The organism is Silvimonas iriomotensis (assembly GCF_014645535.1).
GTDB lineage: Bacteria > Pseudomonadota > Gammaproteobacteria > Burkholderiales > Chitinibacteraceae > Silvimonas > Silvimonas iriomotensis.
Window position 1 is genome coordinate 541200 of sequence record NZ_BMLX01000001.1, and the last position, 19513, is coordinate 560712.

The following is a 19513-nucleotide window of genomic DNA, read 5'->3' on the forward strand; positions in this document are numbered from 1 at the left end:
TTTTTTCATGCCGCTCAACCCGTCACACTTGGCCGGCTGTTATTTGCCGGTGGTTGCAGGAATGGCCGCGGCGATTTCTGCCGCCAGCTTGCCCAGCGCCCGCTCATGCGCGGCGGCCATGGCGGCATAACCCGTGCCTTGCAGCGGTTCTTCATACGCGCTGCGGCCGCTTTTCACCGGGGTGCTGGTTTTATCCAGAATCTGCCAGCTGGCTTCCTGTACTGCCATTTTGTCCGGGATGGAATCAAAACGCTGGATGTTCACGCTGATGGTCCAGCTGGTGGTTGGCAGTGGCAATTGCGGCCATGCGGTCACGTTGGGCGTGCCCAGTATCCGTGACAGATCCACCGCCAGCGTGGCCGGGATCTGGTTTTTCAGCGGCGCGGCCCAGCGTTGTTGCTCCAGCAGGCTCAGGCTGTTGTCGGGCTGGTTGATCACGAACTGCGGCCGGTCTACCGCAGGCGGAATGCTGACCACTGCAATCGCAATGGCCAGGTTCGACGGCGTGACATTGGCCGGCGCGGCCACCGGGTTCAGCGTGTAATAGTGTTCCGGCGGCGCCGAGCCACAACCGGCTAGCGCGATCACGGTGGCTGCAAGGGCAAGTGAGAGGGCGGAGCGGATCATTTGGCATCTTCCTTCTGGCCACGGAGCAAGGCATCCGGATGGCGGCTGAGATAGTCGGACAGGTCGCGGAAGGCCTGGGCGGCTTTGGACACCTCTTGCAGCGTGTCATTCATGTTCTGCTGCACCGGGGCATCTGGCGAGAGCGTCTGCTTGGCCTGATTGATGGCGTCCTGCGCGGCCTTGAGCGTTGTTTGTGCTTCTGGCGTGACCTCGTTCTTCAGGCGGCTGACCAGTTGGTCGGCGTTATCAAGCACCTTGTTGGCGTTGCGCATGGCCTGGTCTGCGTTCTTGCCAATGGACTCGATCGGCAACGCATCCAGCTTCTTGGCAATCGACAGCGCGGTGTCCTGCAACTGCGTCAGGCTACCGGCAACAGACGGCAAGGACGGCGGGAACTGTTTCCAGTCGATATCGGCCTTGCTGGCGCCTGGCATGAAGTCCAGCGCAATGTACAACTGGCCGGTGATCAGATTGCCGGTACGCAACTGGGCGCGCAGACCATGGGCGACCATGGCGTTCAGAATGCGGACGTTCTCTGCCGGCGTGTGGATGGGCTGATCCTGGCGCATGCGGCCGCGCAAGCGGTCAGGATAAAGATCAATGGTGACCGGCATCAGAATCTCGCGTTTCTCTTTGGAGAACTCGAAATTGATCGCTTTGACTTCACCAATGGTGATGCCGCGGAAATCAACCGGCGCACCCACAGAAAGACCGCGCAGCGACTCGCGGAAATACAGCACAAACGGTGCGCGTTCGCGATCGGCCTCTTTCATGGCGCTGTTGCGGTCTGCCGCCAGCGTGAACTGGGTGTCGGCCGCGGCGGGCTCAGCCACTGGTTGATCCGGCGGTGCCTGGAAAGCAATGCCGCCAATGGCAATGGAGGCTAACGACTGGGTTTCAATTCTCAGACCATTGGCGTCGAGCGAGACATCCACACCGCTGGCATGCCAGAAACGGGTGTTGCTGGTGACGTACTGGTCATACGGCGCATGGACAAACGCTTTGACGGTAATGCCCTTGCCGTCTTTGTCCAGGGTATAGGCAGAGACCTCACCCACCTGCACGCGACGAAAGAACAACGGCGTGCCAACGTCGATCGAGCCCATGTCTTGCGCTTTGAGCACAAACTCCCGCCCGGCCTGGCGGGTGGTGACGATGGGGGCTTGTTCCAGGCCGACAAAATCGCGTTTGTCGGTGGCTTTGCGCGCCGGGTCGATCCCGATAAAGGCCCCGGACAACAAGGTCGACAAGCCGCTGACGGTGCCGCCGGCGACGCGCGGACGCACAACCCAGAACTGAGTCTTGTCGCCCAACAGGTCATCGGTGGCGTGGGCCAGTTGCGCCGTGACCTTGATGTGCTGGCGATCCTCGGTCAGCACCACGCCGGTGACATTGCCGATATCCACATCCTTGTATTTGATCTTGGTCTTGCCGGCCTCGATGCCTTCAGCCGTATCAAAACGGATGGTAATGGTCGGCCCGCGCTGCATGATGGCGTGCACGGCAATCCAGCCGCCGGCCAGCGCAGCCACAATGGGAATCAGCCAGATCAACGAGGGCAGGCGACGCTTGGGCAAAGCTTTGGCAGAGGGAATATCTTCGTCTTGCGGGGCGGGAGTGTGGGTCTGATCAGTCATCTTGTTTTTGCTCGGGGTCCCAAATCAGGCGTGGATCAAAAGACATGGCAGCGAACATGGTGAGCACCACGACAGCGGCAAACGCCACCGCGCCGGGGCCGGCTGAAATGGTGGCCAGCGACTGGAAATGCACCAGCCCCACCATCAGCGTCACGACAAAAATATCCAGCATGGACCAGCGGCCCACGAACTCCACCAGCCGGTACAGCCGGGTGCGTTCTTGCTGGCGCCAGGTTGATTTGTGTTGCGCGGTCCAGGCCAGCACCGACAAGGCAATCAGCTTGGCCAGCGGCACGGTTACGCTGGCGCAGAACACCAGGATGGCCAGCGGCCAGGAACCGGAAGTCCACAGATACACCACGCCGCTCATGATGGTGTCGTCCTCTTCATAAATGATGGACGCCGTGTGCATCACAGGCAGGATGTTGGCTGGGATATACAACAGGAAAGCGGCGATCAGCAGCGCCCAGGTGCGCGCCAGGCTATCTGGTTTGCGCAGATGCAGATGCGCGCCGCAACGCGGGCAGCGATCATGCGCATTGGGTACGTTCTTGCTTAACAGACCGCAGCTGTGACAGTTGAGCAAGCCTTCATCGGCGGCAGAAACGGCGCGGGGCGTCATGCGTTTTCCAGTGGCAGCAATTGCCAGATATGACGCGCGTTAAACGCAGAGATCGCCGCAGTCATCAAGACCATGAGCGCGGCGAAAGACCACAGCGCAATGCCCGGAATGACCGTCGCCATGGCGGTGAGCTTGGTCAGCGACACCAGAATCCCCAGCATGAAGACTTCGACCATGCTCCAGGGCCGCAGCATGTTCAGCATGCGCAGCATGTCCGGAATGCGCGGGGGAAGGTAATCGAGCGACAGCGGCAGCAGCACGTACAGCATGATCAGCATTTGCGCAGTCGGCACAATGACGGTGGTAATCAGCACCAGAATGCCCAGCTCCTGCATGCCTTCGTGATACAGCATGAGGGCGGCGCTGGTCAGCGTGCATGACACCTGGTTGCCGCCCACCTGCAACGCCATGATCGGAAAGAAATTGGCCAGCATGAGCAGGATGATGGCGCTCACGGTAAACGCCAACGCGCGTTCCTGGCTTCTGTGGGCAGACTTGTACAAGGTGGCGCCGCAACGCGGGCAGCGGGCCACGCCGCCGGGCTCCAGTTCAGGCGGGCGCAGCAAGAGATCACACTCGTGACACGCAATCAGATGCTCATGAGACATACAAGACTCAAACAGGGTCAGAACGGGCAATGTGCCGCGAGCGGCAATCAGAAATTATTTTTGGTGATGTTCAGTTGCGGTATATCAGCTTTCAACCAATATAGCGCCTGTTTCAGGAATTCCATTTTCAACTTTGTAACGTGTGAAAGCCTGCGGCGCAACGGCGCGGGCGGTTTACAGACACAAAAAAAAACACCGCGCGCGGTGCTCTTTTGTTTACTGGGCTGATTCAATGGGGTTTTCTGTGTTTTCAGCGCTTGATAAGTGGGCTGATCACATGGGCAGGAAATTGAAACCCACCGCAATCAACAGCCCGGCCGCGAAACTGGCTTGCAGTACACCGGGTCTAGCCAGCAGACGCGGACCCATTTCCTTGCCGATCACCCACAACATCGCGCCAGCGGCCAGGGCCAGCAATACCGGCAGCAAGGTGGCCGAAACACTAAGGGCGGCAGCACCGATCAGTGCGCCAGCCAGTTCAACCAGACCACTGGCCATGCCACCAAGCGCAGCCTTTGCTGGCGATGCGCCGGCCCGCAACAGGGCGGTGGCGACGGCAAAGCCTTCCGGGATGTCTTGCAGGCTGATACCAAAGGTGAGGGCACTGCCGTGAGCGGAACCGGCCATGGAGACACCGGCGGCGATGCCTTCGGGCAGGTTTTGCAACGTCATGGCCAGGGCGAACAGCAACAGACCAAAACGTTCGGCTTCTGCACCACTTTTTGCCGCAAGCTGGTTGGCACTGGCTTGCCAGGTGGCAAAGCCCCAGGCGCCGAGCGCGGTAATGACCAGCACGCTGGAGAGCGCCACGCCCGCCGACATCCCGCGCGCCAGACCCTCATGCGCTTCCGGCAATACGCTGCCGATGGTGACCGTGGCCATGATGCCGCCGCCAATCATCATCAAACTGCTGGCAAGGTTTTCTGGCATGCGCCGGGCAAAAGCCACCGGCAGGGCACCGATCGCGGTCGCCAGCGCCACACTACCGCCAGCCACCCAGCCTGCCTCAAGGCTATGCCGCGTCATGGCAAAGAAGGCCACACCGGCAACCAGTGCGATCAGCGCCAGCAGGGCGTAGCGCTTTTTGAACGCAACCGGCCCCTGGCTGGGAGCGGAAAGTTGTTCGCCAAGGTTGAGAATGAGCGTGGTCATGATGGGTCCTGTTTCAGCGTTGTGCTACGAACCCATTATCAAGAATCATTCTCATTTGTGAAAATGAAATATTCCAACTTCGCCCATAGAACATTTCTATCAACGAAGCTGGAAGCTCTTGATAAGACTATCGTAACTCAGCGCAGATTGCGCTGGAACAGATCGAACGCCAGCTGATACCCCAAAGAGGCCAGTTGCGGGTCGAACCGGTCGCCCTCATCGCGCATGAACGCATGCTGGCCGTTGACCTCATGCCAGGTGAAATTCAGACCCGCCTGGCTCATGGCCTCATGAATCTGCTTGCGGCCAGTCGCCGGAACATGGGGGTCTTGCCGGCCCCAGATCATCAGCATTTCGCCGGTCACATCGCCCAGTCGCTCCATGGTGTGTTGACCCGGCGCGTTGGGGATGGTTTGCGTATGCAGATCAGTGGCATAGAAGCAGGCGGTGGCTTTGATCTCAGGCTGGACTGCCGCCCGGAACGCCAGATGACCGCCTATGCAAAAACCCATTGCGCCCAGGTGCCCGTTAAACCAATCCTGTTGCTGCAACCAGTCGATCATGGCGCGGTTGTCGGTGTCGTAATCGGTCACCGGTTTGGCCGCCTTGTCGGCATTACCTTTATTTTTTCCATCATCGTCGTACCCCAGAACAGTGCCAATCGGGTTGAGTTCGTGGAATACTTCGGGGACCAGTACTGCATAACCGTGACCCGCAAGATAGCGGGCCGCCCGTTCAATGGGCGCGGTTTGCTGGAAAATTTCCGAATAAAAAAGAATGGCCGGGAAACGGCCTGCCGCGTTGGGGCGGTGCACGTAAGTGCGCATGGTGCCCGTAGGCGTGGCAAGGTCTGCAGTCTGGCTCTGGATCAGCATGGTGTCTCCGTTGGTCTCTTGCCGCCAGAGAAAACTGGCGCGTCAGGGTCAAAACGGATTATTCCATGAAATGTCCAGACCGGAACCGGCATATCGGACACGGGTATTTGTTGGGGGGATTGTTACAGGCCTGCCCGGGCAACATGGGCGCAGGCGCGCAGAGCATTGAGGGAGAATGCGATGACCGCAACAATCCAGAGCATGGTGCCGATTCTGGCGTCGCTCGATTTTGAAGTCACACTTGATTTTTATTGCAACAAACTAGGCTTTGAACCGCTGCATTGGGCGGATGACTACCTCATCGTCGGTCGTGATGATGTAGAGCTGCATTTCTGGTTATGCAGCGAACGCTACGTGGCGGAGCATACCGCCTGCTATGTGCACACCGAGGATATCGGCGCGTTGCACAAATCCTTTCAGGCCAGGGGTCTGACCGTGCGTACGCCGGTGCAGCAACCCTGGCACATGAAAGAAATGATCGTGATCGATCCGCACGGCAATTTGCTGCGTTTTGGCGAGCCGACACGGATCAGATCGGCCACGCGCATGCCCCAGGCACAGCGCGCACGGGCCATGGCACGGATGGATTGACCCGTTTGATCCGTCCGGATTACAACAATAACCCGCTCGAAATTGCCACCGGCTTCACGCCGGTCTGGCAAGGCTGACCTGCAGGCGCATCATGCCCACATGAAACGCGCCGGGGTTGGCCGCAACCCACGCATCGGTTACTTCCTCCAGATACGCTGCCTGCAATTGGGCCGGCACCGGCTCGATAAACGGCAACCATGCCGTACGAAACCAGCCTGTCAGCGCTGCCCGATCCGGGTATTCCATGGTCTTGGCAATCATGCGTGCGTCGACCACCACCAGCCCCGCTGCCTGCGCCCAGCGTTGATAGTCCTCGACTGTATGAAAGCCGTAGGGAAAGCGGAAATCTTCAAAATACGGCGCCCACTGCGGCCGCGCCCGCACTTGATCAAACGCAGCAATCACGGTAACGCCGTTGCCATGCCCACCCAGTTGCAAGAGCGCGTGGCCACCCGGTTTGAGCGCATGGGCAATGCCGCGCAATGCGCCGTCGTGTGCGCCTGGCACCCAGTGAATGGCGGCGTTGGAAAACACCACAGAGAACTGTTCGTGATACGGCAAGGCAGCCGCATCAGCAACTTCAAACGTCAGGTTGGGATGGCGGTCTGCGCCGTGCTCGGCTTGCGCATGGGCGATCATGTCGGGCGAGTAATCAGTGCCCAGCACTTTGCCCTGCGGGACATGGGCTGCAATGGCCGCCGTGTGACGCCCATCGCCACAGCCGACATCCAGCACGGTGTCGTCCGGCTTGAGCCCAAGCTGGGCGATCAGTTCAACAGCCCAGCGTTCCTGACCGGATGAATTGCGGGCGTAATCCTGCGGGTTCCAGCGTGCCATGAGTGGCGCTCCTTGCGGTGAGTAGTGGCACCACTATGCCGCAGGCTGGCTTGCGCGAAAATTGACGGCTGGTGATGAATCCATCACCAAAATAGATGGCTAGCCCGTGGCCGTTTCGGACGTCTGCTGCAAATGGGTGAACAACTGATGCGTCGCGGGGGAGAGGACCGTGTCGGCGCGGGTGCACAGGCACAACTGGCGGTGGGCCCAGTCGTCGCTCAGCGTCAGGCCGGTCAGCCCCAGCGATTGCACATACGGCGTGGTGGCCGCACGCGGAACCACACCAACCCCCAGCCCGGCGGCGACCATGGCGCAAACGGCATCAAAACTGGTGACCTGGACCAGCGGGCGCAATTCGCGGCCGGCTTGTGCTGCCTCTCGCGTCAGCCGCACATGCAGCGTGCTGTTGGCGTGCAGCCCGACCAGTGGGTAATCCAGCGCCGCAGTAAACGGCAACTGTTCCCGTGCGGCCAGCGGGTGGCCGGCGGGCACGACCAGTTGCAGTTCGTCCTGCCGAAATGGGGTAAAGGTCAGATCAGGCATGTGCGGCAATTCGCTGACAATGCCCAGATCCGCAACGCCGGCGCGGACCGCCTGGGCCACATCGGCGCTGACCTGTTCTTGCAGTTCAACCCGGATGCCAGGGTAGGTATCGCGAAAGGCCGCCAGCGCGCGCGGCAGGAATTCGACAATGGCCGAGATATTGGCAAACAGCCGCACATGGCCGGTGACGCCGCTGGCATAGTCCTGCAATTCACCCTGCAGGCGGTGCGCTTCATCCAGCAAATGCACGGCGCGCGCCCGCAGTGCCTCGCCCGCCGGCGTCAGGCGTACCCCGCGGGCGTGACGTTCGACCAGGGCTGCGCCAAATTGCTGTTCCAGATCAGACAAACGCTTGCTGACCGCAGAGGCCACCAGATGATTGCGCTGTGCCGCAGCGGCAATGCTGCCGGTTTCGGCCAGCGCCAGAATCAGTTCAAGGTCTTTCCAGTCAAAGCGGATGGGGAAACGGGTAGACATGCCTGTGCCTGCGTTGATCTGTCCGGATCACGGCCGGAACAGCAAAAACGCAGGCTATCAGGTTCACCAGCGGGCCGCCAAATATGCGGGCGGTGTTAGCGGATAATCACCGGCAGCGCGGCAATCACCCCCAGAATGGCCCATGCACCGGCGCCAATCCACATGGTCAGCCAGGTCATGTCGCGGGTGTCTTCGTCCCGTTCGTGCCCCAGCATGGCCGGGATACCGTGGTACAGCAGCATGCAGGCGACGGCCAGGCCCAGCACGCCACACAGCATGTTAAATGCCACAACCGGTACAAACAGGGTTAATGACGACAGCCAGAGTGGCACCGCCGCCAGCGTGGCCAACAAGTAACTGCTGTCATGATCGGCATGTCCCACCAGCGGGCGGGACAGGCGGTCGATCACCCAGGCCATGCCGCGCACGGTGATCAACTCCGCCACAAAGAACACCAGCGCGGTAGTCACCCAGTAACTGAGCGGCGCATTGGGTGCATAGAAGCTGCCATGGTTCATGCCTGCCCAGCCGATCATCAAGGTGGGCAAGATGGAAAGCGGCAGCGCCAGTTTGAAAAAGGTGTCACGCGCGGTCGGGTGGTGAGTCCTTAGCTCGTCCCAGCCTGCATGATCTGAAACCAGCATGTGGGAATACGCAGAGATTTTCATCATGTCCTCCAGCTGCACAGGGTTGCGCAAGGCAAAACGGCGCATGGGTTCGACAGCCCAGGACAAAGGAATATCTGCTTACAGCCTGTTTTTACAGAAAAAATCCGATGGATTGCAGTCTTGCCGCGGCCGCTTTGCACAATCCGTTGCAAGCCTTGCGCCAATTGCCTGTGCGCAAGCCCGGCGCGGGGACGGTTTTCGGCTACAATCGTTGTTTTCGATCTTCACGAATTGCATTTGTCATGAGCAACGACGCCGCACCGGTTATCAGCAATTTCATCCGCAGCATCATCGATCACGACCTCACCAGCGGCAAACGGGCCGCCGTGGTGACACGTTTCCCGCCAGAGCCCAACGGCTATCTGCACGTGGGTCACGCCAAGTCGATCTGTCTGAATTTTGGCATTGCCCAGGACTACCAGGGCGAGTGCAACCTGCGTATGGATGACACCAATCCGGAGAAGGAAGAAGACGAATACATCAACGCCATCCAGGAAGATGTGCGCTGGCTGGGTTACGAGTGGAAAGGCGAAGTGCGTTACGCCTCCAACTACTTTGACCAGCTGTACGCCTACGCCGAAGAACTGATCAACGCCGGCAAGGCGTATGTGGATGATCTGACCCCGGAAGAAATGCGCCAGTATCGCGGCAACCTGAACGAGCCGGGCAAGGAAAGCCCGTACCGCAGCCGCACGCCGGAAGAAAACCTGACGCTGTTCCGCCAGATGCGCGACGGCGCCTTTGCCGATGGCAGCAAGACGTTGCGCCTGAAGATCGACATGACCTCAGGCAACATCAACCTGCGTGATCCGGTGATCTACCGTATCCGCCGCGCTACCCACCATCAGACCGGTGACAAGTGGTGCATCTACCCGATGTACGACTACACCCACTGCATTTCTGATGCGCTGGAAGGCATTACGCATTCGCTGTGCACGCTGGAATTTGAAGACCACCGCCCGCTGTACGACTGGGTGCTGGACAACATCACCATCCCGACTCACCCGCAACAGATCGAATTCTCGCGTCTGGAGCTCTTGAGCGTGGTCACCTCCAAGCGCAAGCTCAAGCAACTGGTCGACGAAAAACTGATGACGGGTTGGGATGACCCGCGCATGCCGACCATTACCGGTATGCGCCGCCGTGGCTACAGCCCGGAAGGCATCCGCCTGTTTGCGCAACGCGCCGGCGTCTCCAAGACCCCGAACGTGGTGGATTTTGCCTCGCTGGAAGGCGCTGTGCGGGAAACGCTGGAAGAAACCAGCCCGCGCGTCATTGCCGTGCTCGACCCGATCAAGGTGACGCTGACCAACTTTGAAGAAGGCGTTACCGGTAGCCGCAGCGCGCCGTTCCACCCGCACCATGAAGCCATGGGCGAGCGTGAGATCCCCATTGGCCGCGAGTTGTACATTGAACGCGAAGACTTTGCCGAAGTGCCGCCGCCCAAATGGCAGCGCCTGACGCTGGGTGGCGAAGTGCGCCTGCGTTACTCGTACGTGATCAAGTGCGACGAAGTCATCAAGGATGCCGCGGGCAATGTGGTGGAACTCAAGTGCTCGATCGACCCCGAGACGCTGGGCCAGAACCCGGTTGGCCGCAAGGTCAAGGGCGTGATTCACTGGATTGCCGCCCACCACGCCATCGAAGCCGAAGTGCGCCTGTACGACCGCCTGTTCACTGAAGCCCGTCCGGATGCGGTGCGTGGTGAAGATGGCGAATACGTTGACTTCAAACAGTTCATCAACCCGAACTCGCTCAAGGTCGTGACCGGTTATGTAGAACCGGCCGTGCGTGATGCGGCGCCGGAAACCCGCTATCAGTTTGAGCGTCTGGGTTACTTTGTGACCGACCGCAAGGATCATGTGGCAGGTGGAAAACCGGTGTTCAACCGCACCGTCACCCTGCGCGATACCTGGGCCGCCAAAGAGTAACCAGCCAGACAAACAAACAATACCCAGGCGCGCCTGGTGCAGGAAAACTGCCGGGGCCGGTGATGACAAAACCGGCCCCGGCAGTTTGTTTATACAGAGCCGATAATCCAGAAAACGGAGCAGGGGATGACCACCAAACGTACTTTGCTGGCGCTGTTGCTGGCTGCCAGCGCATGGGCCGCACACGCTGCCGATGTGACGATTGAACCGGCTGATGACGCGCAGGACGCCGCCGCCCCGGCCGATGCCAGCGCAAAACTGCCTTTGCCGAAGACCATTTACCGTGGCCGCGTGGGCGAAGCGCCGGTCCAGGTGGTGTTCGGTTTTCTGGGTGATCACGCCTCTGACGAAGTCGGCTTGTTCGATTACAGCAAGCTCACGCTGACCCAGCGTGCCAGCGGCAAAAACCTGCAACATGCCGAGATTGACGTCACCATGAACGGCGCCCTTGAAGCCTCGCGCAGCGCCTTGCGTTATCACCTGGTGCTCGATTACGCCGACAAAACCTGGTTTATTTCGGCAGCCCGCCAGGACTGGCAATGCACCGGCGGCAAAGGCTGGACCCAACGGCCGTGTAAAACTGCTGCGCCCAAGCCTGAAGAACAATCCGCGCAATAATTGCAACCGTGCCCGGCAACAGTTCGGGCTTGGCATGCCGGGCCTGGCCCGGTATCATCCGTGCCCCCGCGTGCTGGCGCCCTGGTGGCGCTTTCTGATCACCATCGGGCACCGGCCCGCCGTTTGGCCCGGTGCGACAAGATGTTATCCTGCACGGCGCCGGCATGATCTGCCGGCCGTGGCCGGAACCAGAACAGGTTGAAACATGACTGCACAATTGAAGAACGACGTTTTCCTGCGCGCCCTGATGCGTGAACCGGTGCCGTACACCCCGGTATGGCTGATGCGCCAGGCCGGCCGCTACCTGCCGGAATACCGCGCCACCCGCGCGCGCGCCGGCTCGTTCCTTAATCTGTGCAAGTCCAGAGACCTGGCCACCGAGGTCACGCTGCAGCCGCTGGAGCGTTTCCCGCTGGATGCTGCCATCCTGTTTTCAGACATCCTGACCGTGCCTGATGCCATGGGGCTGGGCTTGTCATTTGCAGAAGGCGAGGGCCCGCGTTTTGCCCACCCGCTGCGTGACGAAGCGGCAATCCGCAAGCTGGCGGTGCCGGATGTCGGTACAGAACTGCAATACGTGTTTGATGCCGTCAGTTCCATCCGGACTGCGCTGAATGGCCGCGTGCCGCTGATTGGTTTTTCCGGCAGCCCGTTCACCCTGGCCTGTTACATGATCGAAGGCAGCGGTTCTGACACCTACAGCAACGTCAAAACCATGCTGTACGATCGCCCGGACCTGTTGCACCACATCCTGGACGTGAACGCACGGACGGTGATCGATTATTTGAATGCCCAGGTGGCTGCCGGTGCGCAGGCGCTGATGATTTTTGATACCTGGGGTGGCGCGCTGGCGGCGGGTAAATACCAGGAGTTCTCGCTGGCTTATATGCAGCGCGTGGTCCAGGGCCTGACGCGTGAAGCTGATGGTCGTCGCGTGCCGGTGATCCTGTTTACCAAGGGCGGCGGTCTGTGGCTGGAAAACATGGCGGCCACCGGTTGCGATGCGCTGGGGCTGGACTGGACGGTTGATCTGGGCGCTGCACGTCAGCGGGTTGGCAGTCAGGTTGCCTTGCAAGGCAATTTTGACCCGGTTGCCCTGATGGCTTCCCCCGCCGCAATTGAAGCTGAAGTGGCGCGATTGCTGGCTTCTTATGGTTCAGGCACTGGCCATATCTTTAATTTGGGTCACGGAATTAGTCAGTTTACATCGCCGGATAATGTAAGCACTTTGGTAGAAAGCGTGCATAAGCTTTCAAAAGTCTATCACTCGTAATACTTCCGTCATTTGCAGATTCTGGCTGGAACTGCCAAAGCGGCTTTGAAAGCAAAAGCTTGCAATATGTCTGTAGCATTTACTTATGCACACGGCAAAACAGGGATCAAACCGCTTTGTCAAGCCCTGATGACAAGCAAGTGTCAAAACAATACAAATAACTTAAGTTGTTGATTTTATTTGTATTTTTATTTTGGTTTAAAAAATAGGCAATCCAGCCTACATCTTGTTGTAACGCGGGTTTCACAGAGTTTCCCGCAAGTTCTTCACAAAGTTATCCACAGAAGCTGTGGGTAGTTTTCCGTGGCATATTTTGGTGCCCCAATGCCCGAAGTTTACTTACAAGTTGCGCTGGATGTGCCATTACAGCGCACGTTTGATTATCGCTTTGAAGGCGAATCGCCAATTGCCGGGCTCCGGGTGATCGTGCCATTTGGCCGCCAATTACTGTGCGGCGTGATTGTGCAGGTCAATTCAGAATTTGCGGGTACGGCCGGGCTGAAAGTAGAGCAGCTCAAATTGGTGCAAGAAGTGCTCTACGACATGCCGCCGCTGCCCCGGAATGTGCTGGCGCTGTGTCGTTTCTGTTCTGACTACTATGCATGGCCGCTGGGGCAAGTGATCTCTGCCGCGTTGCCCGGCGCATTTCGGCAGCCGCAAGCCTGGCAAGGCGGCAAAGAACTGGCGTGGTACGCCGCGGCTGATGCGGCCCGCCTGACTGAACACATCCCCGCCCGTGCCCACCGGCAACACGAACTGGCCCGGTTGCTCGCCGCGCCGCGCAGCCTGGATGAAATCCGTGCCGTTTCGCCCAGCGCCACCGCCTGGCTGAAAGCCTGGCTGGAACAAGAACTCGTATCTGAAGTAGACGCCCCCATGCCCACGCATGGCGCGCCTGTCACGCCGGCATTGCCTGAACTCACTGAAGAACAGCGCACCGCGCTTGAACAACTGAACAGCGCAAAGGGCTTTGCACCTTTTCTGTTGTTTGGGGTGACTGGCAGTGGCAAAACCGAGGTTTACCTGCGCGCCATTGAACAACGGTTGGCGGCGGGTGGGCAGGTGCTGGTGCTGATTCCGGAAATCAACCTGACCCCGCAGCTTGAGGCGCGGTTCAAGGCGCGTTTTCCGCAAGAGATGATGGTCTCGCTGCATAGCGGCCTTGCCGACGGGGAGCGCACGCGCAACTGGCTGCTGGCCGCGCAAGGGCGTGCCCGTATTGTGCTGGGCACCCGCCTGGCGGTATTTGCCCCCATGCCCGATCTGGCGCTGATCGTGGTCGACGAAGAACACGATCTGTCTTACCGGCAGCAAGAGGGCTTCCGGTATTCCGCACGGGATGTGGCAGTCTACCGCGCGCACCAGGCGGGCGTGCCGATCATTCTGGGCAGCGCCACGCCCAGCATGGAAAGCTGGCGCAATATGCGTGAATCCCGCTACCGCTTGCTGACGCTCAAGCAGCGCGCGGTGACGGGCGCCAGGCCACCGCAAATCCAGCTTTTATCAACCCAGCAATTGCGCCTGTTTGACGGCCTGACCCAGAACGCCATCAATGCCATGCGTGACACGCTGGGGCAGGGTGGTCAGGTCCTGGTCTTTGTTAACCGGCGCGGTTATGCGCCGGTGCTGGCGTGCCATGAGTGCGGCTGGATCGCCAGTTGCAAGCGTTGTACCGCCCGGCTGGTGCTGCATCGGGAGGATCGCCGGCTGCGTTGCCACCATTGCGGCTGGGAGAGCCCGCCGCCGACGCATTGTCCGGATTGCGGCAACGCTGACCTGCAACCGCTGGGCTTTGGCACACAGCGGCTGGAAGAAGCACTGACGGGCTTGTTCCCCGACACGCCACCCCTGCGTATCGACCGCGACAACACCCGCCGCAAAGGCAGCCTGGATGCCATGTTGCAGCAAATCCACAAAGGCGAAGCGCGCCTGCTGGTCGGGACGCAAATGATGGCCAAGGGGCACGATTTTGCCAACCTGCAACTGGTGGTGGTGCTCAATGCCGATGCGGGTCTGTTCTCGCTGGATTTTCGCGCGCAAGAGCGTTTGTACGCCCTTTTGCTGCAAGTGGCAGGCCGCGCCGGGCGGGCGGGGCAACCCGGCAAGGTGCTGATCCAGACCCGTTACCACGACGACCCGTTCTACCCGATGCTGATCTCCGGCGACTACGCCGCTTTTGCCGATCGCACCCTGCAAGAGCGCAAGGCCACCGCGCTACCGCCGTTCTCCACCTGGGCCATGCTGCGGGCCGAAGCCAAAACCCTGCAGCGCGCCATGACTTTCCTGCGCGAAGTGCGCGAACGCTGGCGTGGTTTTCCAGGCTTGCAGCTGGCGCAACCCGTGCCTGCGCTCATGGTGCGCAAAGCCGGTTGGGAGCGAGCACAAGTCCTGATCTCCGCCCAGCGCCGGCCCGCCCTGCAAGCCGCATTGCGAGAGATGCTGGAACAACTGGGCACAGAAAAACACCCCGGCGTACGCTGGGCACTGGATGTTGATCCGGTGGATGTCTGATCGGCCCCAAAAGCAAAAAGCCCCGCATGCGGGGCTTTTTATCGGGCGACGCCTAAGACCGGGCGGCTTAGATTGCGTCTTCGTCGTGTTCGCCGGTGCGGATGCGGATGGCTTGTTCGACGGTGTAGACAAAAATCTTGCCGTCGCCAATCTTGCCGGTGCGGGCGGCGTTCTGGATGGCTTCCAGGGCGGCGTCCAGTTTGTCGTCGCTCAGCACGACTTCAATCTTGATCTTGGGCAGGAAGTCGACCACATATTCAGCGCCGCGGTACAGCTCGGTGTGGCCTTTCTGGCGGCCAAAGCCTTTCACTTCAGTGACGGTCAAGCCGGAAATGCCAAGGTCAGAAAGCGCTTCGCGCACGTCGTCCAGTTTGAACGGTTTGATGATCGCATCGATTTTTTTCATTGGTTTTCCTGAATGGCGATTTGCCGCACGTTGATGTCGTCAGGTGGCACTTGCCACGGTTCAATTCTAGCAGGTGGCGCTTACTGGCCGCCAAGCTTGATGGTGTGTCCGCTGCCCATACGGTCAAGCAGGCTGCTGAACAGCGCTTCTTTGCCCTTGGCCGGCGTGAATGTCAGCGAGCCCGTCGGGCCGTTGTTGCCGATCTCGCCATTACCGGTGATCGACAACAGGCCGCCCTGGGGCGAAATCTGCCAGTTCTGGGCGTTGCCGGCCTGATTGATGGTGATGACATAGTTGCCGAACGGATTGGCTTGCGGCGTCACCATCGAGGTTGCATCGGTCAGCTGCATATTGATCTGGTCCATATGCGTGGCGCTGATTTGCGGCGCGCGTACCTGCAGGTGGCCACCCAGGCGAAAGGGCGACAGCATTTTGACCTGGGCGAACAAGGGCGCGGCGGGCATGTTCAGGGCCACTTGTTCCAGTTTCCAGCCGCTAAAGCCCAGTACGGCGCGGGCCTGGCCGGGCTCGTCGCCGTCTTTGGTGTTCAGTTGCCAGGCCAGTTGGCCGCGCAACAGGGCGGCGGGTTGCAGCGTCCAGCGTACATCCTGCAGTAACAGCTGATCGCCCAGGCCCAACTGACCGACGCGGCCGTTCCACAGCGAACCAGTGACGTCACCGGCCTTGACCGGGGCCGGGATGGCGCTGGCAAACAACACCACTGGCAGACGGAACAGAGCGAACAGCACAAACAGGGCAATCCCCAGCCACAGCAAAGGGTTTTTCAAACGGACTTTCATCGTTGCACCACCGCGGAAAAATGCACGACGCCATCGTTCTGGGCGCCGTTGGCATCAAAGTTCACCACATGGGCGCCGGTTTCACGCGGCAGGGCGCCGAGCAGATCAAGCACGTGGGTGAAATCCGCCTGAGGGGCGTCGATACGGATCTTGTTGTCAGGCAGTGCCTGCAAGTCAGCCTTGATGCCATGTTGTTGCAGGCTGGACGACACGGCCTGGCGCAGATCGTCCGTGCGGGCGACGGTGACGCCACCCTTGAGTAGCTGCAGGTCGTGTTGCATTTGTGCCAGTTGTGACTGTAACTGCGGCACGCGTTTATCCAGCTGCGCACGCTGCGTGACCAGCGGCTGCCACAGGCCTGTGTAAAGGATGGCGAACACGATCAAAGCGGCACAGGCGCTGAGCATGGCGCGTTCACGCGCATTGCGGCCAAGCCAGAATTGTTGCGCGCGGGCGATGTACTGGTTCATTTCTGGCCCCCTTGCACGCGCAGAACAGTGTTGCCGACCGAGCCCGGCTGGGTATCGATCTTGAAGCCGGCGCCACTGAGTTTTTGCTGCAAGGCCGGGGCGTCGTTATTGGCCAGTTCCATTTGCAGCTGGCCGTTCTCAAACTGCAGGCGTTTCAAGTGTGCGCTGCCAGCAACGGCGTCAATCCGCTGCAGCATGGCAGTAAAGTCTGTGCCGGTACTGGCTGCGCCCTGGCCGGCGCCCGTGGCTTGCAACTGGCTTTGCAGTTGCAAGACCGGGTCAACAATCGGCGTGCCGGGGAAGGCGGCAGCAAAAGTCTGGCGCATCTCTCGCTGCAAGGCCGTGGCTTGCTGATGCAACTGCCACCAGTCCCACACGCTGGAGAGCGTCATGACCACCACCAGCGCGCCCAGAATCGCGGCGGTGCGCTTGAATTTTTTCGGGTCAAACGGCAGCGAGAGGCGCGGTGTCAGCTCGCCTTGCAGAATGTTGATGGCGCGCTCACGCGGTTTGTCGCCACAGACATCCGGCCAGCGCGCCTGGTGTACGGATTGATCGGCCAGCCACTGGTCGGCAATGGCGGCGGCATCAAACCAGACGCTTTCATCCTGGCGCGCCAGCAAGACACCATCTTCGGTATCAAGGCGCTGCCAGTCTGCTTCAGCCGGCAGCAGGTCGGCCAGCGCCCATGCGGCGCGCACCACCATCCCCTGATTGAAGAACAAGGCCAGCCATTGCTGCAGCCAGGCTTTCTCGCAGGCAATGACGCGCGTCTGGCCGTTGCCGGCCTCGCCAATGGCGAAATGGCGCGGCTGGCTGCCCAGCATGCGGTCATCAAGTGCGTGCGGCACCAGCGCGCGCAGTCTCTGCGGCGATTGTTTTGGCAAATCCAGCACATGCCATGAGTACGCGGCCGGCAATAACACCAGTTCTACGGCAGGCGCGGCAGGCAGATGAGAGAGGCTGGCTTGTCCGGAGTACAACTTGCCTGTTGCATCAATGCCGCACCAGTGCACACGTGTATCGGAAGACGCCGCGCCTGAAATCATCACGCGCAGCAAAACGGGGTCGGGAAAAGCAAGGCTCACGGATACGATCACTTGTCCAGGGCAAATGGGTACCCCGCGACAGGCGGGGAGTAGTTCAGGCCTACGTTTTACCTGAATAACCCGGCCGGAAGTATGACATAAAGCGCCAGGGCGAATAAAACCGCCCGGAGCGCGTTTGTTTTTCGTGCAACATATCCTTTATAATCGCGGTTTGACCTGAATTTACGGACTGCGCGCGTCAGGCGCGTCGCGGCCGGTTGCCAGCGGCAAATGCCTTTTTGGCAGATTCAGTCCATAAAGCGAGCGTGGCGGAATTGGTAGACGCACTGGATTTAGGTTCCAGCGCTGTAAGGCGTGGGAGTTCGATTCTCCCCGCTCGCACCACAAGTTTTATTTTAGAGAGGCCCGGATTTCCCGGGTCGCCCTGGCCCAAGCGGTGCTTGTTGGCCGCACTGAATCAATGTGAAGGATGGATCAACACATGCAAGCTCAACTGGAAACCCTGGGTGCGCTCGAACGTCGCCTCAGCTTCTCCGTACCGCGTGACCAGATTAATCAAGAGGTTAGCGCCCGTCTGAAGCGTGTCGCCAAGACTGCCCGTGTCGACGGTTTCCGTCCGGGCAAGGCCCCGATGAGCATCGTTTCGCAACAATATGGCTTCCGTGTTCAGGAAGAAGTCATGGGCGAAACCGTTGAGCGTTCGTTCGGCGAAGCCGTGCAAGAACAAAAGCTGAGCGTTGCCGGCTACCCGCGTTTCGAGCCGAAGGAAGGCTCTACCGCTGAAGGCGATTTCGAATTCGTTGCAACGTTTGAAGTTTACCCGGAAGTCGTTGTGGGCAAGCTGGACGGCATTGAAATCGAAAAGCCGGTGCTGGATGTCTCCGACGCCGAAATCGACAAGACGCTGGACATCCTGCGTCGCCAGCGTACCCGCTACGAGCGCGTAGAACGCGCTGCGGCTGACGAAGACCGCGTCATCATCGACTTCAAGGGCACCATTGATGGTGAGCCGTTTGAAGGCGGTTCGTCCGACAACTATGCTTTCCTGCTGGGCAAGGGCCAGATGCTGCCTGAGTTCGAAGCCGGCATTCGCGGCATGAAGGAAGACGAAACCAAGGACGTGGAAGTCAACTTCCCGGCCGATTATCACGGCAAGGACGTGGCTGGCAAAAAGGCCGTGTTCGCCATCACCGTGAAGAATGTTGCGCAATCCATCCTGCCGGAAGTGAACGCTGACTTTGCCAAGAGCCTGGGTATTGAAGATGGCGACGTGGCCAAGATGCGCGACGAAGTCAAATCCAACCTGGAACGCGAAGTCCGTTTCCGCCTGAAAGCCCGTGCCAAGGAAAGCGTGATGACCGCGCTGATCGACGCTACGCCGGTTGAATTGCCCAAGGCGCTGGTTGGTATGGAAATCGGTCGTCTGGCCGAGTCTGCACAAGCCGACTTGAAACAGCGCGGTATTGATCCCAAATTGGTACCGTTCTCCCCGCAAATGTTCGAGGCACAAGCTCGTCGCCGCGTTCATCTGGGCCTCGTCCTGGCAGAAGTCGTCAAGGCCAACAGCCTTGAAGCCAAGCCGGAACAGGTCAAGGCCATCATCGAAGATCTGGCACAGAACTACGAAGACCCGGCTGACGTGGTGGGCTGGTACTATGAGCAACGTGACCGTCTGGCCGGCCCGGAATCCATGGCGCTGGAAGACAACGTTGTGGCGTTTGTGCAGTCGAAGGGCAAGACTGTCGAGAAGACTGTCTCCTTTGAAGAACTGATGGGCCAACAGCAACAAGCCTGATCGGCCCGGATCCCCGGTTTTGG

The 19513-nt window shown here is 59.8% G+C and carries 19 protein-coding genes and 1 tRNA gene; 7 read left to right on the plus strand and 13 right to left on the minus strand.

Going from position 1 to position 19513, the window contains the following annotated elements; genetic code table 11:
• Window positions 1-39: 39 nt before the first annotated feature.
• The 6 genes from IEX57_RS02435 to IEX57_RS02460 form a co-directional block, all read right to left on the minus strand.
• Complete coding sequence (locus tag IEX57_RS02435; RefSeq protein WP_188701960.1) at window positions 40-627, minus strand: PqiC family protein; 588 nt, start codon at window positions 625-627, stop codon at window positions 40-42.
• On the minus strand, window positions 624-2264 hold the full coding sequence (locus tag IEX57_RS02440) for a PqiB family protein (protein ID WP_188701962.1): 1641 nt from the start codon (window positions 2262-2264) through the stop codon (window positions 624-626). The genes IEX57_RS02435 and IEX57_RS02440 overlap by 4 nt, the downstream gene beginning before the upstream one ends.
• Complete coding sequence (locus IEX57_RS02445) at window positions 2257-2886, minus strand: paraquat-inducible protein A (protein ID WP_188701964.1); 630 nt, start codon at window positions 2884-2886, stop codon at window positions 2257-2259. The genes IEX57_RS02440 and IEX57_RS02445 overlap by 8 nt, the downstream gene beginning before the upstream one ends.
• Window positions 2883-3494 (minus strand): paraquat-inducible protein A, encoded by a 612-nt coding sequence (locus IEX57_RS02450; RefSeq protein WP_188701967.1) that lies wholly within the window; start codon window positions 3492-3494, stop codon window positions 2883-2885. Before IEX57_RS02450 ends, IEX57_RS02445 begins: the two co-directional genes overlap by 4 nt.
• 273 nt (window positions 3495-3767) lie before the next feature.
• Window positions 3768-4646, minus strand: a complete 879-nt coding sequence (locus IEX57_RS02455) for a ZIP family metal transporter (RefSeq protein ID WP_188701968.1) — start codon at window positions 4644-4646, stop codon at window positions 3768-3770.
• A gap of 137 nt (window positions 4647-4783) precedes the next feature.
• Window positions 4784-5521 carry a dienelactone hydrolase family protein gene (locus IEX57_RS02460; protein ID WP_188701971.1) on the minus strand — a complete coding sequence of 246 codons (738 nt, stop codon included), beginning with the start codon at window positions 5519-5521 and terminating at the stop codon, window positions 4784-4786.
• Window positions 5522-5701: 180 nt separating this feature from the next.
• On the opposite strand from IEX57_RS02460, the gene IEX57_RS02465 reads away from it, so the two are divergent.
• Window positions 5702-6112, plus strand: a complete 411-nt coding sequence (locus IEX57_RS02465) for a bleomycin resistance protein (protein ID WP_188701972.1) — start codon at window positions 5702-5704, stop codon at window positions 6110-6112.
• Window positions 6113-6166: 54 nt separating this feature from the next.
• Here the strand turns inward: IEX57_RS02465 and IEX57_RS02470 are convergent, their stop codons facing one another.
• The 3 genes from IEX57_RS02470 to IEX57_RS02480 form a co-directional block, all read right to left on the minus strand.
• The gene (locus IEX57_RS02470; protein ID WP_188701974.1) at window positions 6167-6949 is read right to left on the minus strand and encodes a class I SAM-dependent methyltransferase; all 783 of its coding nucleotides are present in this window, start codon (window positions 6947-6949) and stop codon (window positions 6167-6169) included.
• A 99-nt stretch (window positions 6950-7048) separates the two neighbouring features.
• Window positions 7049-7969 carry a LysR family transcriptional regulator gene (locus tag IEX57_RS02475; protein ID WP_229708616.1) on the minus strand — a complete coding sequence of 307 codons (921 nt, stop codon included), beginning with the start codon at window positions 7967-7969 and terminating at the stop codon, window positions 7049-7051.
• 95 nt (window positions 7970-8064) lie between these two features.
• Entirely contained in the window at window positions 8065-8640 is a 576-nt protein-coding gene (locus IEX57_RS02480) for a YIP1 family protein (RefSeq protein WP_188701977.1), read from the minus strand.
• A gap of 239 nt (window positions 8641-8879) precedes the next feature.
• On the opposite strand from IEX57_RS02480, the gene IEX57_RS02485 reads away from it, so the two are divergent.
• The 4 genes from IEX57_RS02485 to IEX57_RS02500 all read left to right on the plus strand — a co-directional run bounded on the left by IEX57_RS02485 (window position 8880) and on the right by IEX57_RS02500 (window position 14970).
• Complete coding sequence (locus IEX57_RS02485; RefSeq protein WP_188701979.1) at window positions 8880-10568, plus strand: glutamine--tRNA ligase/YqeY domain fusion protein; 1689 nt, start codon at window positions 8880-8882, stop codon at window positions 10566-10568.
• 126 nt (window positions 10569-10694) lie between these two features.
• Complete coding sequence (locus IEX57_RS02490) at window positions 10695-11186, plus strand: hypothetical protein (protein WP_188701981.1); 492 nt, start codon at window positions 10695-10697, stop codon at window positions 11184-11186.
• 205 nt (window positions 11187-11391) lie between these two features.
• Window positions 11392-12459 (plus strand): uroporphyrinogen decarboxylase, encoded by a 1068-nt coding sequence (gene hemE / locus IEX57_RS02495; protein ID WP_188701983.1) that lies wholly within the window; start codon window positions 11392-11394, stop codon window positions 12457-12459.
• Window positions 12460-12783: 324 nt separating this feature from the next.
• Complete coding sequence (locus IEX57_RS02500) at window positions 12784-14970, plus strand: primosomal protein N' (protein WP_188701985.1); 2187 nt, start codon at window positions 12784-12786, stop codon at window positions 14968-14970.
• A 67-nt stretch (window positions 14971-15037) separates the two neighbouring features.
• On the opposite strand, the gene IEX57_RS02505 is transcribed toward IEX57_RS02500, so the two are convergent.
• From IEX57_RS02505 to gspL, 4 genes are all read right to left on the minus strand, one after another.
• The gene (locus tag IEX57_RS02505) at window positions 15038-15376 is read right to left on the minus strand and encodes a P-II family nitrogen regulator (protein ID WP_184097295.1); all 339 of its coding nucleotides are present in this window, start codon (window positions 15374-15376) and stop codon (window positions 15038-15040) included.
• Between the two features lie 80 nt (window positions 15377-15456).
• Complete coding sequence (gene gspN, locus IEX57_RS02510; protein WP_188701995.1) at window positions 15457-16176, minus strand: type II secretion system protein N; 720 nt, start codon at window positions 16174-16176, stop codon at window positions 15457-15459.
• Window positions 16173-16646 (minus strand): type II secretion system protein M, encoded by a 474-nt coding sequence (locus IEX57_RS02515; protein WP_188701998.1) that lies wholly within the window; start codon window positions 16644-16646, stop codon window positions 16173-16175. Before IEX57_RS02515 ends, gspN begins: the two co-directional genes overlap by 4 nt.
• A complete protein-coding gene (gspL, locus tag IEX57_RS02520) occupies window positions 16643-17734 on the minus strand; it encodes a type II secretion system protein GspL (RefSeq protein ID WP_188702000.1) in 1092 nt (363 codons plus the stop codon). Before gspL ends, IEX57_RS02515 begins: the two co-directional genes overlap by 4 nt.
• 260 nt (window positions 17735-17994) lie before the next feature.
• Here gspL and IEX57_RS02525 point away from each other — a divergent pair.
• Both IEX57_RS02525 and tig read left to right on the plus strand, forming a co-directional pair.
• A tRNA-Leu gene (locus IEX57_RS02525) sits at window positions 17995-18079 on the plus strand.
• A 97-nt stretch (window positions 18080-18176) separates the two neighbouring features.
• Window positions 18177-19490 carry a trigger factor gene (tig, locus tag IEX57_RS02530; RefSeq protein ID WP_188702002.1) on the plus strand — a complete coding sequence of 438 codons (1314 nt, stop codon included), beginning with the start codon at window positions 18177-18179 and terminating at the stop codon, window positions 19488-19490.
• The last annotated feature ends 23 nt before the right edge of the window (window positions 19491-19513 follow it).